Annotated in this window: 15 protein-coding genes; 9 read left to right on the forward strand and 6 right to left on the reverse strand. The window is 62.4% G+C overall.

Going from position 1 to position 17,154, the window contains the following annotated elements:
* Positions 1–91 precede the first annotated feature (91 nt).
* From urtE to urtA, 5 genes are all read right to left on the reverse strand, one after another.
* A complete protein-coding gene (gene urtE / locus HX815_RS29715; RefSeq protein WP_008430563.1) occupies positions 92–781 on the reverse strand; it encodes an urea ABC transporter ATP-binding subunit UrtE in 690 nt (229 codons plus the stop codon).
* A 10-nt stretch (positions 782–791) separates the two neighbouring features.
* Positions 792–1,550, reverse strand: a complete 759-nt coding sequence (gene urtD, locus HX815_RS29720) for an urea ABC transporter ATP-binding protein UrtD (RefSeq protein ID WP_003218258.1) — start codon at positions 1,548–1,550, stop codon at positions 792–794.
* Complete coding sequence (urtC, locus tag HX815_RS29725) at positions 1,547–2,707, reverse strand: urea ABC transporter permease subunit UrtC (RefSeq protein WP_177029396.1); 1,161 nt, start codon at positions 2,705–2,707, stop codon at positions 1,547–1,549. The genes urtD and urtC overlap by 4 nt, the downstream gene beginning before the upstream one ends.
* Before the next feature lie 10 nt (positions 2,708–2,717).
* A complete protein-coding gene (urtB, locus tag HX815_RS29730; protein WP_177010127.1) occupies positions 2,718–3,635 on the reverse strand; it encodes an urea ABC transporter permease subunit UrtB in 918 nt (305 codons plus the stop codon).
* 196 nt (positions 3,636–3,831) lie between these two features.
* On the reverse strand, positions 3,832–5,040 hold the full coding sequence (gene urtA / locus HX815_RS29735; protein WP_003218263.1) for an urea ABC transporter substrate-binding protein: 1,209 nt from the start codon (positions 5,038–5,040) through the stop codon (positions 3,832–3,834).
* A 354-nt stretch (positions 5,041–5,394) separates the two neighbouring features.
* On the opposite strand from urtA, the gene HX815_RS29740 reads away from it, so the two are divergent.
* On the forward strand, positions 5,395–8,781 hold the full coding sequence (locus tag HX815_RS29740; protein WP_177029397.1) for an ATP-binding protein: 3,387 nt from the start codon (positions 5,395–5,397) through the stop codon (positions 8,779–8,781).
* On the forward strand, positions 8,756–9,454 hold the full coding sequence (locus tag HX815_RS29745) for a response regulator (RefSeq protein ID WP_008430557.1): 699 nt from the start codon (positions 8,756–8,758) through the stop codon (positions 9,452–9,454). Before HX815_RS29740 ends, HX815_RS29745 begins: the two co-directional genes overlap by 26 nt.
* Positions 9,455–9,572: 118 nt before the next feature.
* Here HX815_RS29745 and HX815_RS29750 read toward each other — a convergent pair whose 3' ends face one another.
* The gene (locus HX815_RS29750) at positions 9,573–10,403 is read right to left on the reverse strand and encodes an IclR family transcriptional regulator (protein WP_177029398.1); all 831 of its coding nucleotides are present in this window, start codon (positions 10,401–10,403) and stop codon (positions 9,573–9,575) included.
* A gap of 241 nt (positions 10,404–10,644) precedes the next feature.
* Between HX815_RS29750 and HX815_RS29755 the strand changes: the two genes are divergently transcribed.
* Genes HX815_RS29755 through HX815_RS29785 form a run of 7 tightly spaced genes read left to right on the forward strand, consistent with a single transcriptional unit; the run spans position 10,645 to position 17,093 of the window.
* Complete coding sequence (locus tag HX815_RS29755; protein WP_177029399.1) at positions 10,645–11,673, forward strand: ABC transporter ATP-binding protein; 1,029 nt, start codon at positions 10,645–10,647, stop codon at positions 11,671–11,673.
* Positions 11,670–12,515 (forward strand): ABC transporter permease, encoded by an 846-nt coding sequence (locus tag HX815_RS29760; RefSeq protein ID WP_003218273.1) that lies wholly within the window; start codon positions 11,670–11,672, stop codon positions 12,513–12,515. Before HX815_RS29755 ends, HX815_RS29760 begins: the two co-directional genes overlap by 4 nt.
* A gap of 4 nt (positions 12,516–12,519) precedes the next feature.
* Positions 12,520–13,314 (forward strand): ABC transporter permease, encoded by a 795-nt coding sequence (locus tag HX815_RS29765; protein WP_003218275.1) that lies wholly within the window; start codon positions 12,520–12,522, stop codon positions 13,312–13,314.
* Complete coding sequence (locus tag HX815_RS29770) at positions 13,314–13,604, forward strand: (2Fe-2S)-binding protein (RefSeq protein ID WP_003218277.1); 291 nt, start codon at positions 13,314–13,316, stop codon at positions 13,602–13,604. Before HX815_RS29765 ends, HX815_RS29770 begins: the two co-directional genes overlap by 1 nt.
* Positions 13,601–14,944 (forward strand): NAD(P)/FAD-dependent oxidoreductase, encoded by a 1,344-nt coding sequence (locus HX815_RS29775; protein ID WP_177029400.1) that lies wholly within the window; start codon positions 13,601–13,603, stop codon positions 14,942–14,944. The genes HX815_RS29770 and HX815_RS29775 overlap by 4 nt, the downstream gene beginning before the upstream one ends.
* On the forward strand, positions 14,941–16,044 hold the full coding sequence (locus HX815_RS29780; RefSeq protein ID WP_177010122.1) for an FAD-binding oxidoreductase: 1,104 nt from the start codon (positions 14,941–14,943) through the stop codon (positions 16,042–16,044). The genes HX815_RS29775 and HX815_RS29780 overlap by 4 nt, the downstream gene beginning before the upstream one ends.
* A gap of 17 nt (positions 16,045–16,061) precedes the next feature.
* On the forward strand, positions 16,062–17,093 hold the full coding sequence (locus HX815_RS29785) for an ABC transporter substrate-binding protein (RefSeq protein WP_177029401.1): 1,032 nt from the start codon (positions 16,062–16,064) through the stop codon (positions 17,091–17,093).
* Positions 17,094–17,154: the final 61 nt, after the last annotated feature.

Raw genomic sequence — 17,154 nt, forward strand, 5'->3', positions numbered from 1 at the left:
TGGTTACTTTGCCGCTTTTGCAAAGTGACTCGCTGTAAGAGCGAAACCATAAGCCGCCGTTACCCAAATAACGGATATGTACCCAGCCAGATCAAACCGACAAATACCGACTGATAGTCGCCTCATCCACCCGATCCCGAGTTTCCTCAATCACAAACCTCCCCTTCTCAATCACCAAAAACCGATCAGCAATTTCCAAAGTAAACGACAACACCTGCTCAGAAACAACAATCGTCAAATCCCGCAAATTGCGAATCTCCTTAAGCGTACGAGCAATGTCCTTGATGATCGAAGGCTGAATCCCCTCAGTCGGCTCATCGAGCAACAACACCTTGGGATTCGTCGCCAACGCCCGGGCAATCGCCAACTGCTGTTGCTGCCCCCCAGACAAATTCCCACCCTTGCGCGAACGCATGTCATACAGCACCGGAAACAGCGCATACAAATCCTCAGGCACCCTGCCCCGGGCCGCCGCCGGCAACCCAGTCTGAATATTCTCCAACACACTCATGCTGGGAAAAATCATCCGCCCCTGCGGCACATAGGCAATCCCCCGCTCCACCCGCTCATGGGTTTCAAGCGCAGACACATCATGCCCATCCACACTGACCTGCCCCTGCCACTGCGGCAAAATACCCATCAGGCTCTTGAACAACGTGGTCTTGCCCATCCCGTTGCGCCCCATCACCGCGACGATCTCACGCTTCGCCACATCCAGCTCCAGGTCGTGAAGAATCTGGCTCTGCCCGTACCCACACGACAGTTTGTCGATCTTGAACATGCCCGACTCCTCAGTGGCCCAAATACACTTCAATGACTTTCGGATTGCTCTGCACCGACTCCATGCTGCCCTCGGCCAGCACCTTGCCCTGATGCAAAACCGTGACCTTGTGGGCAATGCTCTTGACGAACTCCATGTCATGCTCGATCACCAACACCGAGCGCCCCTGGCTGATGCGCTTGAGCAACTCGGCCGTTTGCGCCCGCTCGTTGACGCTCATCCCGGCCACCGGCTCGTCGAGCATCAGCAATTCAGGGTCTTGCATCAGCAGCATGCCAATCTCCAGCCACTGCTTTTGCCCGTGAGACAGCAGGTCCGCCTGCTGCTGCAACAAGTCGCCGAGGAAGATTTCCCGCGCCACCTCCTCGACCCGCGCAATCACCTGGGCATTACGCTTGAAAAACAGCGCGCCCCACACCTTGCGCCCGGCCGGATACGACATCTCGAGGTTTTCAAACACCGTGAGGTTTTCGTAGATCGATGGGTTCTGGAACTTGCGCCCTACCCCGGCGCGCACGATGTTGTATTCGCGCATTTTGGTCAGTTCCTGGCCGTCGAACTGGATGCTGCCACTGGTGGCGCGGGTCTTGCCGCAGATCAAATCCAGCACCGTGGTTTTGCCGGCGCCGTTGGGCCCGATCACTACCCGCACTTCATTGCGGTCGATATACAGGTTAAGGTTGTCGACAGCCTTGAAGCCATCGAATGACACGGTGAGGCCTTCGATAGCCAACACCGGTTTCTTCATTTCAAAACCAACGGCGGTCATGGCTGTGTCTCCAGGATCTTGGCTTCAGCCTTGGGCTTGATCTTCGCGGGCTCGCCCTTGACCACCGGCTTGCGCCGCAACACCCGGGCCAGGGCCTGGCGACCATGGCTGTCCCACAACCCCGCCAGGCCGTTGGGGAAGTACATGACCACGGCGATAAACAACCCGCCCATCAGGTACAGCCACAGCTCGGGGAAGGATTCGGAAAAGTAGGTCTTGCCATAGTTCACCAGCAACGCGCCATACACCGCGCCCAGCAGTGACATGCGCCCGCCCACCGCGGCAAAGATCACCATCTCGATGGACGGCACGATGCCCACGAACGACGGCGACATAAAGCCCACCTGCAAGGCAAACATCGCCCCGCCAATCGCCGAGAACGCCGCCGCCACGCAGAACACGAAAATCTTGAAGCTGGCCACGTCATACCCGGAAAACCGTACCCGCTCTTCCTTGTCGCGCATGGCCATCAACAGCCGGCCCAGCTTCGAGGCGAGGATAAAACGGCCAATGAAGATGCAGCCGAACAACAGCCCGGCGTTGATGAAATACAGGATCATCTTCGCGCCGTCACCGCGCAGGTCCCAGCCCAGCAGGGTCTTGAGGTCAGTAATGCCATTGACACCACCGGTAAGGCCTTGCTGGCCGACGATCAGCACCGTGAGGATCAGCGCAATCGCCTGGGTGACGATGGAGAAATACACATCGCCCACCCGCCGCTTGAACAGCGCCATGCCAATGATGAACGCCAGCAGCACCGGCACCGCAATCACCGCGAACAGGGTGAAGGTGAAGCTGTGGAACGGCTGCCAGAGCCACGGCAATTCGGTGATCTGGTTCCAGTCCATGAAGTCCGGGATGCCCGGGGTGGACTGGATCTTGGTGCTGATCGGGTCCGAGGCCTCAAGCTTCAGGAACATCGCCATGCAGTAGCCGCCGACGCCGAAAAACACCCCCTGCCCGAGGCTGAGAATCCCGCCATAGCCCCAGCACAGCACCAGGCCCACCGCGACGAACGCGTAGGTCAGGTACTTGCCGACCATGTTCAGCCGGAAGGCGTCCAGGGTCAGCGGGAACACCACGAGGATCAACAGCGCCAACAGCACGATGCCGATCAGGTTTTGCTGGCCGCCCAGCAGTTTGTCTAGAGCCTTCATCGGTTCGCCTCTACTTGCGCACTTTGATGGAGAACAACCCTTGCGGGCGCAGCATCAGGATCAGGATCACCGACGACAGCGTCAGCACCTTGGCCATCGAGCCACTGAGGAAAAACTCCGACAGCGATTGGGTCTGGGCAATCACGAACGCCGAGGCAATGGTGCCAAACAGGCTTTGCGCGCCGCCGAATACCACCACCAGGAAGGTGTCGACGATGTACTGCGAACCGGCAGTCGGCCCGGTGGAGCCGATGGTGGTGAACGCCGCACCGGCCACGCCCGCCACGCCGCAGCCGAGGGCGAAGGTCATGCGGTCGACCTTGCGCGTGTTGATGCCCACCGCCCGGCTCATCAAGCGGTTCTGCACGGTGGCGCGCACCTGCAAGCCCCAGCGCGAACGGTAGAGCATGACGAAGATCGCCCCGGTCAGCAGCACGGTCAGGCCCATCATGAACAGGCCGTTGCGCGGGATCTCGATGGCGTCGCTGAGGTTCACCGAGCCCATCAGCCAGGCCGGCGGTTCGGCGCTCACTTCACGGGCGCCGAACACCGAGCGGAAGGTTTGCTGCATCACCAGGGACAAACCCCAGGTGGCGAGCAAAGTGTCCAGGGGCCGCTTGTACAAGCGGCTGATCATCGCCCATTCCACCAGCCAGCCCACGGCGCCGGCGACGAGGAATGACAGGGCAATGGCAACGAAAAAGTAGTACGGCTGAAAGCTTGGCGCGAAATGCGCGGTAAGGCTGGAACAGACGTAGGTGGTGTAGGCGCCAATGGTCAGGAACTCACCGTGGGCCATGTTGATCACGCCCATCTGGCCGAAGATGATTGCCAGTCCCAATGCCATCAGCAACAGCACGCAGAACACGGACAAGCCGTTGAACCCCTGCATCGCCGCGATGGCTCCAAATTCCGATAGCCATTCCATGATGATGGTCTCCTGAGCGGGAGGTTGAAATGCAATCTGCTTCTGCTTTATGTGGGAGCTGGCTTGTGTGGGAGCGGGCTTGCTCGCGAATACGGTGTGTCAGTACCGGATGCACTCACTGATTCACCGCTTTCGCGAGCAAGCCCGCTCCCACACAAAACCAGTTCCCACATTCAGATCAGCGCCAGACCCGAGGTTATTGATAGCCTTTCGGAAACGGATTCGGCTCGATCAGATCCGACTCGTAGATCACCTTGAACTGCCCGTTTGGCTGCACTTCACCAATGCGCGACTTGCTCCACAGGTGATGGTTTTCGTGGATCTTCACATAGCCTTCCGGCGCGTTTTTCAGCTCGATGCCAGGCGATGCGGCGACGACTTTATCCACGTCGAAACTGCCGGCCTTCTCCACCGCCGCTTTCCACAACCATGGGCCGAGGTAGGCCGCCTGGGTCACATCACCGATCACTGCATCCTTGCCGTACTTGGCCTTGAACGCTTCCACGAAGGCTTTGTTGTTCGGGTTGTCGAGGCTCTGGAAGTACTTCATCGAGGCATAGAAGCCAGCCATGTTTTCGCCGCCGATGCCCAGCAGTTCGTCTTCGGTCACCGACAGGGTCAACAGGGTTTGCTTGGACGCGTTCACGCCCGCTGCGTTGAGCTGTTTGTAGAAGGCCACGTTGGAGCCGCCCACCACGGCCGCAAACACCACGTCAGGCTTTTTCAGCTTGACCTTGTTGATCAGCGAACCGAACTGGGTGTTGCCCAGCGGGTAGTAGTCTTCGCCGACCACGGTGCCGTGCAGCACGTTTTCAATGTGCTTGCGCGCGATCTTCATCGAGGTGCGCGGCCAGATGTAGTCCGAGCCCACCAGATAGAAGGTTTTGGCGCCCTTGGTCTTGGCGATCCAGTCGAGGCTGGCAAGGATTTGCTGGGTCGCTTCCTGGCCGGTGTAGATCACGTTTTTCGACTGTTCCAGGCCTTCATAGAAGGTCGGGTAGTAGAGCAGGCCGTTTTCTTTCTCGAAGATCGGCAATACGGCTTTACGTGAAGCGGAGGTCCAGCAGCCGAACACTGCAGCCACCTTGTCGTTCACCAGCAGTTTCTTGGCCTTTTCGGCGAAGGTCGGCCAGTCGGACGCGCCGTCTTCCTGGATCACCTTGATCTGCCGCCCGAGGATCCCGCCCGAGGCGTTGATCTGCTCGATGGCCAGGCGTTCGGCCTGGATCGAACCGGTTTCGGAAATCGCCATGGTGCCGGTGGCCGAGTGCAACTGGCCGACGGTGACTTCGGTCGGCGTCACCGCCAGGCCTTCGTTGTCGGCCATGACGCCATGGCTGAACAGACTCGCCGCCAGCAGTGATAAAGCCAACAACGGTTTGGAGCGGATCAATCGTGATTCCATGGGGCGACTCCTCTGCAATGAGGGGTTCAGCATGGCGGCAGGTGGCCACGGCGGGTATACGCAGCCTGACGTAACGGGATACGTCATTTGACGTATGCCGTTGCGCACCATTTTCGAGCAGGATCCCGCCCGCCTTGGGAAAGGAACCCCCTGTGGCGAGGTAGCTTGCTCCCGTTGGGCTGCGCAGCGGCCCCAAAACCGGCGACCCGGTTCTGCCTGGAAAAATGAAGTGGTCTTGCTGGGCCTGCTTCGCAGTCCAACGGGAGCAAGCTCCCTCGCCACGAAGAGCGCACCCCGCAGGACTGGGGCACGAATATTGCTGCCATCTCCCCATCCTTGCAGGAGTTCCCCACCGTGCACCCCCTCCCCGGCACCCAGCGCATCGTCAAGATCCGCCGCGACTACAACTCCTGGGTCGCCGACGAGACCATGGAAGACTACGCCCTGCGCTACACCCCGAAGTCCTTCCGCAAATGGTCGGAACTGCGCATCGCCAACACCGCCTTGGGCGCGGTGTCGTTCCTGGCGCTGGAGGCCATCGGCGGCGTATTGGCCTTGAGCTACGGCTTTACCAACACCTTCTGGGCGATCCTCGCCATCAGCCTGGTGATCTTTCTCTCCGGCCTGCCCATCAGCTACTACGCCGCCCGCTATGGCGTAGACATGGACCTGCTGACCCGCGGCGCGGGCTTCGGTTACATCGGCTCCACCATCACCTCGCTGATCTACGCCAGTTTCACCTTCCTGTTCTTCGCCCTGGAAGCGGCGATCATGGCCCTGGCCCTGGAGTTGTATTTCCATATCCCGCTGGCCATCGCCTATGTCATCTGTTCACTGCTGGTGATCCCGCTGGTGGCCTACGGCGTAACGCTGATCAGCCGCCTGCAATTGTGGACGCAACCGCTGTGGCTGGTGCTGTTGGTGCTTCCCTATGGCTTCGTGTTGTGGAAAAACCCCGAGGCCTTCAGCGACTGGACCAGCTTTGTCGGCCGCAGCAGCGACGGTGGCGACTTCAATCTGCTGTCGTTCTGCGCCGCCTGCACCGTGGCGCTGTCGCTGGTCACGCAGATCGGCGAACAGGTGGACTACCTGCGCTTCCTTCCGGAAAAAACCAGCGCCAACCGCAAGCGCTGGTGGGCCGCGCTTTTATGCGCCGGGCCCGGCTGGATCGTGCCGGGGGCGTTGAAAATGTTCGCCGGGGCGTTCCTGGCGTTCCTCGCCCTGCAACATGAAATCCCCATGGAGCGCGCCGCCGAGCCAACCCAGATGTACCTCGTCGCGTTCGGCTATGTGTTCTCCTCTCCCGAATGGGCGCTGGGGGCGATGGTGCTGTTCGTGTTCATCTCGCAGATGAAGATCAACCTGACCAACGCCTACGCCGGCTCCCTGGCCTGGTCGAACTTCTTTGCCCGCGTGACCCACAGCCACCCCGGCCGCGTGGTGTGGCTGGTGTTCAACGTCGCCATTGCGCTGATGCTGATGGAGCTCGGCGTGTTCGATGTGATCGAGCAGGTGCTGGGGCTCTACGCGAATATCGCGATTGCCTGGATCGGCACGCTGGTAGCGGACCTGGTAATCAACAAGCCCCTGGGCCTGTCGCGCAAACACATCGAATTCAAGCGTGCGCACCTCTACGACATCAACCCGGTGGGCGTCGGCTCGATGCTGATTGCCTCGCTGCTGTCGATCCTCGCCCACTTCGGCCTGTTCGGCGCCCTGGCCCAGGCCGCGCCACCGTTTGTCGCGCTGGGCACCGCGTTAATCATGGCGCCGCTATTGGCGTGGCTGACCAAGGGCCGCTACTACATTGCGCGCAGCAGCGAGGCGCAATTGATTCACCCGCAACCCGGCACCGGCCTGGTGATCTGCGGGCTGTGCAGCAACCCGTTCGAGACCGCCGACATGGCGTTCTGCCCGGCCTACAGCACGCCGATCTGCTCGCTCTGTTGCTCACTGGATGCGCGTTGCGGCGACCGTTGCAAACCCCACGCGCGCCTGGCCAGCCAGTTCGAAGGGGTGTTGCGCTGGTTGTTGCCGACCACGCTGGTACCGCGCCTGCATACCCGGCTGGCGCATTACCTCGGATTGTTGATGGCGCTGGTGCTGATGCTCGCCGGGGCCCTGGCGCTGATCTACATGCAGGCGGCGCAGGGTTTGCCCCATTCGCAAACCTTGTACCAGGCGTTTTTCAAGGCGTTCCTCACGCTCTCGGTGCTGGCCGCCGTACTCGCCTGGTGGGTAGTACTCACCCGCGAAAGCCGGCGGGTGGCCCAGGAAGAATCCGACCGGCAAACCTCGCTGCTGATGCAGGAGATCGCCGCCCACAGCCTCACCGACCAGGCCCTGCAACAGGCCAAGGAAGCCTCGGAAGCAGCGAACGCGGCCAAGAGTCGCTACGTCACCGGGCTGTCCCACGAGCTGCGCACGCCGCTCAATAGCATCCTCGGCTTCACCCAGATTCTGCAGCGTGACAGCGCAATGCCCGAGCAGCATCAGGATGCCCTGGCGACCATCCTGCGCAGCGGCTCGCACCTGCTGTCGCTGATCGACGGCCTGCTGGACGTGGCGAAGATCGAGGCCGGCAAGCTGCGCCTGGAGCTCACCGAAATCCCCTTCCCGGAACTGATCCACGACCTGGAGCAGATGTTCACCCCCCAGGCCGAAGACAAGGGCCTGCGCTTTCGCCTGGACTGCGTGGGCAAGATCCCCGCCGTAGTGCGCGGCGATGAAAAACGCGTGCGGCAGATCCTGATCAACCTGCTGGGCAACGCGATCAACTTTACCGACAGCGGCGAGGTGCGCCTGCGGGTCAGCTACATGCGCGAGACCGCCAACTTCGAAATCATCGACACCGGCATCGGGATTGACCCGGAACAGATCGAGCGGATTTTCCAGCCGTTCGAACGCGGCGACCTGATGCGCCAGGACAAGGGCGTGGGTCTGGGCCTGACCATCACACGCATGCTGACCTCGCTGATGGGCGGCGAATTGCGGGTGGTCAGCGAGCTGGACAAGGGCACCTGCTTCCAGGTACGGCTGTTCCTGTCCCAGGTCCGCGTGCCGCAAGCGGTGGTGCATGTGGAGCACGACTTCATCGGCTACCACGGCGAACGACGGCGCATCCTGGTGGTGGATGACCACGTGGACCATCGCAAGGTGCTCAGCGGCATGCTCACGCCCCTGGGCTTCGAGGTGTCCCAGGCCAGCAACGGCCAGGAGGCGATCCGCCAGGTGGCGCTGCTGTCGCCGGACCTGATCCTGATGGACCTGTCGATGCCGACCATGGACGGCTGGGCCACCAGCCGGATGATCCGGCGTAATGCGCTGTCTGCCGCGCCGATTATCATCATCTCCGCCAACGCCTTCACTGACGACCGCGAACGCAGCATCGCCGGCGCCTGCAACGACTACCTGGCCAAGCCGGTGCGTACCCCTGAACTGCTCGGACGCCTGCAACTGCACCTGGACTTGCAATGGCTGCGCCGTCGCACACCCCTCGCCGCGCCGGTCGCGACCCAAGGCGCGCTACCCAGCGCAGAAGAACTCGCGGTGCTCGCCGAACTGAGCGCCATTGGCTATGTGCGTGGTTTGCATGAAAAGCTCGACGCCATCGTGCTGGACAGCCCAGGTACCGCACCGTTCATCAACAAGCTCCGGGCCTTGCTGAAAAGCTTTCGCCTGGAAGAACTCAACCGCATCCTGAAGGAGGCCGAAGATGAATGCCTTGACCCACAGCGCTGAGCCCGGCGTGGTGCTGATTGTCGACGACACCCCGGACAACCTGGCCATGCTCTCCGACGCCCTGGACGACGCCGGCTACATGGTGCTGGTGGCGCTGGACGGCCTCAGCGCGCTGAACCGCGTGCAACGCCGGCGCCCGGATTTGATCCTGCTGGACGCGGTGATGCCCGGGCTGGACGGCTTTGAAACCTGCCGCCGGCTCAAGGCACAACCGGCCAGCGCGGACATTCCGGTGGTATTCATGACCGGGCTGACCGACAGCAAGCATGTGGTGCAGGGGTTTGAGGTGGGCGGGAGTGACTACGTGACCAAGCCGATCCAGACGGATGAAGTGCTGGCGCGGGTGGCGGCGCATTTGCGTACGTCGCGGATTTTGCTGTCGGCGCGGGCGGCGACACAGCCGAGCGTGATCACCCTGGAGGATGAGCCGGCGCACAAGCTATTGTCGGCGCGGTTTCAGTTGACGGAGCGGGAAGTGGAAGTGCTGCGTTGGGTGGCGTGTGGCAAGACCAATCGGGATATTGGCGACATTCTTGGGTTGAGTCCGAGGACGGTGAACAAGCATCTGGAGCATGTGTATGTGAAGTTGGGAGTCGAGACGCGCACGGCGGCGACTTCGGTGGCGATGGCGGCGATGAGTCCAACCCGGATCCCACAGATGGCCACGGTCTAAAATGTGGGAGCGGGCTTGCTCGCGAATGCGGTGTGTCAGTCACCAAATTTTTTACTGATACACCGCATTCGCGAGCAAGCCCGCTCCCACATTTGATCTGTGTCGTTACTGGTATTACCTACCCACCGAAGATCTGCGAAGGCCGGCGCAACGTCGGATCAAACGGGTTGATCTTCGGCCCGATCGCCGCCGCCTCGCGCTTCAACAACTCCACCACCGTCGGCAACCGCCCCGGCCCCAGGCGGTCGCTGATGGTCGCCACACTCAACGCCGCCACCGCATGCCCATTGCGATCCAGGATCGGCACCGCCAACCCGGCCATGCCTTCCAGCACCCCGGTGTTTCGCGCCGCATACCCCAACCGCCGCACACTCTCCACCTCCGAACGCAAAAACACCTCGTCGTACAGGTGAAAATCCTTGAGCCGCGGCAAGTTGTAGCGGATCACCGTCTCGCGCTCTTCCTCCGGCAAAAACGCCAAAATCGCCAGGCTACCCTGCCCCACGCCCAGCGCCACGCGGCCGCCGATATCACCGGTAAAGGTACGGATCGGATACGGCCCTTCACTGCGGTCCAGGCAGATCGCATCAAACCCGCTGCGCGCCAGCAGGAACAATGAATCCCCCAACGACGCACTGAGGCGCAACATGCTCGGCCGCACCAGGTCCCGCAGGTTGCCGGTGTTGCCCGCATTCGCCGCCAGTGCGAAGAACTCCAGGCTCAGCCGATAGCGCTTGCTGCGCGCATCCTGCTCCACCATGCCCTCGTCCATCAGGCTGCGCAGCAGTCGGTGGGTGGTGGGTTGCGACAGCCCCACCTGCTGCGCCAGTTGCGTCACCCGTTCACCACCGTCCGGCGCCGCGCCGAGGATGCGCAGTAATGCAAACAACCGGGAGACGCCACCGGCGCCGACTTCCTTGACACTTTCATTCCGATCAGTGGAATCCATAAGCCGATATCTCACACTAAATTCTGGTCAGTGAATGAAACTGAAAAAAGTACTCTATCCAGTGAAATTCTATCTTCCGCCATCCTAGTCTTTCGCCCTAATCTGCGTCCACAGGGGCGAAATGAACAACTAACGGCAGCCGACTCAAGATCGAGCGCCAACGCACCCGCAACACCCTTTTCGCATCTGCCCAAAACAAAAAAGCGCGTTTCGACGCGACTCAAAAAGGTGGAACGCAGACATGGCTTTTCTCCAACTCAACGCCTTGAGCAAACGCTACGGCGCCGTCGACGCGGTGGTCGCCACTGATCTTGCGGTGGAAAAAGGCGAATTCGTGTCCCTGCTCGGCCCCTCGGGCTGCGGCAAGACCACCACCTTGCAAATGATCGCCGGCTTCGTCGACGTCACCGGTGGCCAGATCGTCCTCGACGGTCGCGACATCACCCACGCCAAACCCGCCAGCCGCGGCCTGGGCGTGGTGTTCCAGAGCTACGCGCTGTTCCCCCACATGAGCGTGCGCGACAACGTCGCCTTCGGCCTGAAGATGCGCAAGGTGCCTGCCACTGAGATCGCAAGCAGAGTCAAGACCGTGCTGGAACTGGTGCGCCTGGCACCCCACGCCGAGCGCTACCCGCGGGAACTGTCCGGCGGCCAGCGCCAGCGCGTGGCTCTGGCCCGCGCCCTGGTGATCGAGCCGCCAGTGTTGCTGCTGGACGAGCCCCTCTCCAACCTCGACGCCAACCTGCGCGAAGAGATGCAGTTCGAGATCCGTCGCATCCAGTGTGAAGTCGGGATCACCACCCTGATGGTCACCCACGACCAGGCCGAGGCGCTGTCCATCAGCGACCGGGTAGTAGTGATGCAGGCCGGGCGCGTGACGCAGATCGACGCGCCGTACAAACTCTATGAACACCCGCGCACACGCTTCATCTCGGATTTTGTCGGCAAGGCCAACCTGCTGGCGGGCGACTTCGATCAACTCGGCGCGCCGCAAGTGCGCTTCGAGCCCGGCAACGGCCAACTGACCCTGAGCCTGCGCCCGGAAAAGATCGACCTGGTGGCCGCCGGCAACGGCCGGCTGCAAGGCAGGATCCTCGACAGCTACTTCTTCGGCAGCCAATGGCTGTATCGCATCAAGACCCAGATCGGCGAGCTGACCGTGGTCCGCCGCAATGACGGCAGCGCGCCATTGGCTTGCGGCGCTGCAGTGGGCCTGGACTGGGAGTCGAACCTGTTGCGGGTGCTGGCCGCGGATGAGGTGCGCGCATGAGCCGTGGCTACCTGTTGTCGTTGCCGGCGCTGGTGTTGTTTTTCGGGCTGCTGATCCTGCCCCTGGGCCTGACACTGGTGCTGTCGTTCAACGTGTTCGACTATCAGGTGGGGGTGAAGGCCGATGAGTGGACCTTCGCCCACTACCTGTCGCTGTTCAGCGATTCGTACTTCTACGAAATCTTCTGGCGCACCTTCTGGATCAGTGCCCTGGTGACCTTGCTCTGCGTGGTGATCGGCGTGCCCGAGGCCTACATCCTCAGCCGCATGGGCACGCCATGGCGCTCGATCTTCCTGATCCTGATCCTCACCCCGCTACTGATTTCGGTGGTGGTGCGGGCCTTCGGCTGGAGCCTGCTGCTGGGTGCCGATGGCCTGGTGAACCAGGTGATCCAGGCCCTGGGCGGCAAGCCGGTGAAGCTGCTGTACACCTCGTTCGCCGTGATCATCGCACTGGTGCACGTGATGCTGCCGTTCATGATCATCCCGGTGTGGACCTCCCTGCAGAAGCTCGACCCGTCGGCGGAACAGGCGGCGCTGTCCCTGGGTGCCAGCCAGGCCACGGTGATGCGCAAGATCGTGTTGCCGCAGGTGATGCCCGGCGTGCTGTCCGGCACCCTGATCGTGTTCGGCCTGGCTGCCAGCTCCTTCGCGATCCCCGGCCTGCTGGGCGGACGCCGCCTGAAGATGGTCGCCACGGTGGTCTACGACCAATACCTCTCGGAACTCAACTGGCCCATGGGCGCGACCATCGCGGTGGTGCTGCTGTTGGTCAACTTGCTGATCATGCTGAGCTGGAACCGCATGGTCGAAGGCCGCTACAAAAAGTCCCTGGGAGTATAAGACGATGTCCAGAAACGGTCCTTTGGCCCTGGGCTTTCACGGCCTGGTGGTGCTGTTCATGATGGCGCCGCTGGTGGTGGTGTGCCTCGTCGCCTTCACCCCGGAAAACACCTTGAGCCTGCCCACTTCGGGCTTCTCCCTGCGCTGGTTTCATGCGGTGTTCGAGCGCGCGGACTTTATCCAGGCGTTCTACAACAGCCTGGTCCTGGCGTTCGTTGCCGCCACCCTGGCGACGTTGATCGCGGTACCGGCGGCGCTGGCAATCAGTCGCTACCAGTTCCCCGGCCGTAACTTCTTCAGTGCGCTGTTCCTCTCGCCGATCATCATCCCGCACCTGGTGCTGGGGGTGGCGATGCTGCGGCTGTTCGCAATGATGGGCGTCAACGGCAGCTTCACCTGGTTGATGCTGGCCCACGTGGTGATCATCACGCCTTACGTATTGCGCCTGGTATTGGCGGCCGCCATCGGCATTGACCGCAGCGCCGAGCAGGCTGCCGAATCCCTCGGCGCCAGCCGCTTCACCCTGTTTCGCCAGATCACCTTGCCGATGATTCTGCCCGGCGTGGCCGGCGGCTGGTTGCTGGCGTTCATCAACAGTTTCGATGAAGTGACCCTGTCGATCTTTGTCAGCTCGCCGGCCACCCAGACCTTGCCGGTGCGCATGTACGTGTACGCCACCGAATCCATCGACCCGATGATGGCGGCCGTGTCGGCGCTGGTGATCGGGTTGACGGCGGCGGCAATGATTCTGCTGGACCGGGTCTACGGCCTGGATCGCGTGTTGGTAGGGAAACATTGATGGCACTGTTCAAACGACTGGCGGAAACCGAGCGGCCCAGCCTGGCGTTCACCCTCGATGGGCAGCCTGCCACGGGCCTGCTCGGGGACACCTTGCTGACTGCCGTACTGACCTGCGCCGAGCACCTGCGGGGCAGTGATTTCAGCGCCGAACGCCGCGCCGGTTTCTGCCTGATGGGAGCTTGCCAGGATTGCTGGGTACGGCTGGAGGATGGTCGGCGAGTGCGCGCCTGTTCGACCTTGCTGGAAGACGGCCAGGCGATTCGCCGTGACCCGGGGCGCCAGGCATGAAGAGCGTGGTGATAGTGGGCGCAGGCCCGGCGGGCATTACCGCAGCCCGGACCTTGCTGGACCATGGCGTAACCCCGGTGTTGGTGGACGAGAGCCTGCGCGGTGGCGGCCAGATCTATCGGCGCCAGCCGGCGAACTTCCAGCGCTCGGCCAAGCAGCTGTATGGGTTTGAAGCGGGCAAGGCGACAGCGCTGCATCGCACCATGGATGAGCTGGCCACCCGGATCGACTACCGGCCGGAAACCCTGGTGTGGAATGCGGAAAATGGCCGCCTGGACATGCTCAACAACGGCCACGCCGAAAGCATCGAATACGCGCAGATCATCGTCGCCACGGGCGCCACCGACCGCATCCTGCCCGTGCCGGGCTGGACGCTGCCCGGTGTGTACAGCCTGGGCGCGGCGCAAATCGCGCTGAAGTATCAAGGCTGCGCCATCGGTGAGCGCGTCGCGTTTTGCGGCAGCGGGCCGTTGCTGTACCTGGTGGCGTATCAGTACGCCAAGGCCGGGGCCAAGGTGGTGGCGGTGCTCGACAGCGCGCCGTTCAGCGCCCAATGCCGCGCCTTGCCGGCATTGCTCGGCCAGCCGGCGACCCTGGCCAAGGGTTTGTACTACCGCGCCTGGCTCACGGCCCACGGCATCCAGGTGCACCAGGGGGCAACGTTGTCGCACATCAACGGCGAGCAACGAGTGACGGGCATCCACTGGGATCAGCAGGAAATCGCCTGTGATGCCGTGGCCTTCGCCCATGCCCTGCGCAGCGAGACCCAACTGGCGGATTTACTTGGGTGTGAATTTGCCTGGAATGCATTGAACCGCGCGTGGTTGCCGCAGCGAGATGCGGCCGGGCGAAGCAGTGTCGCGGGGGTGTATCTGGCTGGCGACGGTGCCGGAATCATGGGCGCCGATGCGGCGCAAATGGCCGGCGAGCGAGCGGCATTGGCCTTGCTCGAAGACAGCGGTGTTGCCATCGACCACCGTCGCGGGCCCGTGCTGGAACAACAACTGGCAGGTATCCAGCGCTTTCGCCACGGCCTGGAAACCGCCTTCCCCTTCCCGGAAAACTGGGCCGCTGAAGCTCCGGACGAACTGATCCTGTGCCGCTGTGAAGAAGTCAGCGTCGGCGAAGTACGCGCGGTGGTGGACGAAGGCCACTGGGAAGTGAACCGGGTCAAGGCCCATTGCCGGGTTGGCATGGGCCGCTGCCAGGGCCGGATGTGCGGGCTGGCGGCGGCGGAAATCGTTGCCCAGCGCAGTGGCCGCGAGATTGAAAACGTTGGCCGCCTGCGTGGCCAGGCACCGATCAAACCCTTGCCGTTTGGCGTGGAGGTGCAGCCATGATCGGCAGTGAAGTGATCGTGTTGGGTGGCGGGATTGTCGGGGCCTCGGCGGCTTTGATGCTGGCGCAAAAAGGTCGGCGCGTGGTGCTGCTGGAGCGGGACTTTTGTGGCTCGCACTCCAGCGGAGTGAACTATGGCGGCGTGCGGCGCCAGGGGCGGCCATTGCACCAACTGCCGCTATCGCAACGTGCCCATGAGCTGTGGTCCGACTTGCCGGGGCTGATTGGCATCGACGGCGAATACGTGCGCTCCGGGCATTTGAAACTGGCCCGCAGTCATGACGATCTGGCGGCTCTGCAGGCTTACGCCGACGCTACACGCGGCTTTGGCCTGGGCCTGCAAATGCTTGACCACGCTCAACTGCGCGCCCGGTTCCCGTGGGTGGGTGATGTGGCAGTCGGCGCGTCGTTATGCCCCGAAGACGGCCACGCCAATCCGCGCCTGGTCTCCCCCGCCTTTGCCCGCGCAGCGCAACGCCACGGTGCGAGGGTGATGGAGCAAACCGAAGTCACCCATCTTGAACATGACGGCCAGCGGTTTCAGTTGCGCTGTGCCAATGGGCTGCAGCTGCAAGCCCCCTGGCTGCTGAACTGCGCCGGCGCCTGGGCCGGCACCGTGGCCGCGCACTTTGGCGAGCCGGTGCCGATGACCTCGGCGCACCCGGCGATGCTGGTGACCGAGCCGTTGCCGGTGGTGATGGACGTGAGCACCGGGGTGGAAGGCGGCGGGATTTATGCGCGGCAAGTCGCCCGGGGCAATTGCATCCTCGGTGGCGGGCGCGGCTTTGCCCTGGGCCCGCAACAAGCCCGCCCGGGCCAGGCGGCGGTGCTGGAGATTCTGCGCAACGCCGGCGAGTTGTATCCGTTCCTCAAAGGTGCCCAGGCGATTCGCACCTGGAGCGGCACCGAAGGTTATCTACCCGACCACGAACCGGTGATCGGCGACAGCAGCACCCAACCCGGCCTGCTTCACGGTTTCGGCTTTGCCGGCGCCGGGTTCCAGCTCGGCCCTGCGGTCGGTGAAGCCCTGGCAGAGATCGTCTGCACGGGGGCCAGCCGGCAGCCCATCGAAGCATTTTCCATCCGTCGTTTCCAAGCCTGAGAGGAAGATTCATGCACATGATCAAACGTACTGCGCTGTCTTGCCTGTCCCTCGCCCTGTTGAGCACGGCGGCCCACGCCGCACCGACGCTGTACCTGGGCATGAACGGCGGCACCATGGAGCGGGTCTACGCCGACAAGGTGCTGCCCACGTTCGAAAAGGCCAACAACGTCAAGGTGGTGATCGTGCCGGGCACCTCGTCGGACATCCTGGCCAAGGTGCAGGCCAACAAGGACAACCCGCAGATGCACGTGATGTTCCTCGACGACGGCATCATGTACCGCGCGATTTCCATGGGGTTGTGCGAGAAGCTCACGCCCAATCCGACCCTGGATCAGATTCCGGCCAAGGCGAAGATCAAGGAAGAAGCGGTTGCGGTGACGCTCGGGGTGACCGGGTTGGGTTACAACGCCAAGATGTTCAAGGAAAAGGGCTGGGCGCCGCCGACGTCGTGGATGGACCTGGCCGACCCGCGCTTCAAGGACAAGGTGGTGTTCCAGTCGTTGGCCTCGTCCACATTTGGGTTGCACGGGTTCCTCATGTTCAACCGGATTCAGGGGGGTAGCGAGACCAACGTGGAGCCGGGGTTCAAGGCCTGGCCGAAAACCGTCGGGCCCAACGTGCTGGAGTACATCGCCAGCTCGGCGAAGATTTCCGAGATGGTGCAGACGGATGAGGCGGCGATCTTTCCGCTGACGCCGACGCAGGTGACCACGCAACAGTTGTTGGGTGTGCCGATGGAGTATGCGCAGCCGAAAGAAGGCGCGGTGGTGTTGAACGTGGCGGAGTGTGTGATTGCGCGGAATGACCAGCCGGAGTTGGCGCAAAAACTGGCGCAGTTCTTGTTGACCGCAGAGGCTCAGGCGCCGGCTTTGGAACTGGGGGATCAGATTCCTTCGAATCCTACGACGCCGACTACCGACAAAACCCGGGCGCGGGTAGAGGCGATGAACAGTTATTTGCAGACGGCGATTTCGATTGACTGGGATCAGGTGAACCAGGCACGGCCCGAGTGGAATGCGCGGTGGAGTCGGTCGATTGAGCGGTAGGCTTTGGGGGTGAATATCCGTTATTTGGGTGATGGCTTAAATTGGTTCCGCTCTTACAGCG

The sequence above is a fragment of the Pseudomonas sp. E6002 genome, assembly GCF_013385565.1.
Classification (GTDB): Bacteria; Pseudomonadota; Gammaproteobacteria; order Pseudomonadales; family Pseudomonadaceae; genus Aquipseudomonas.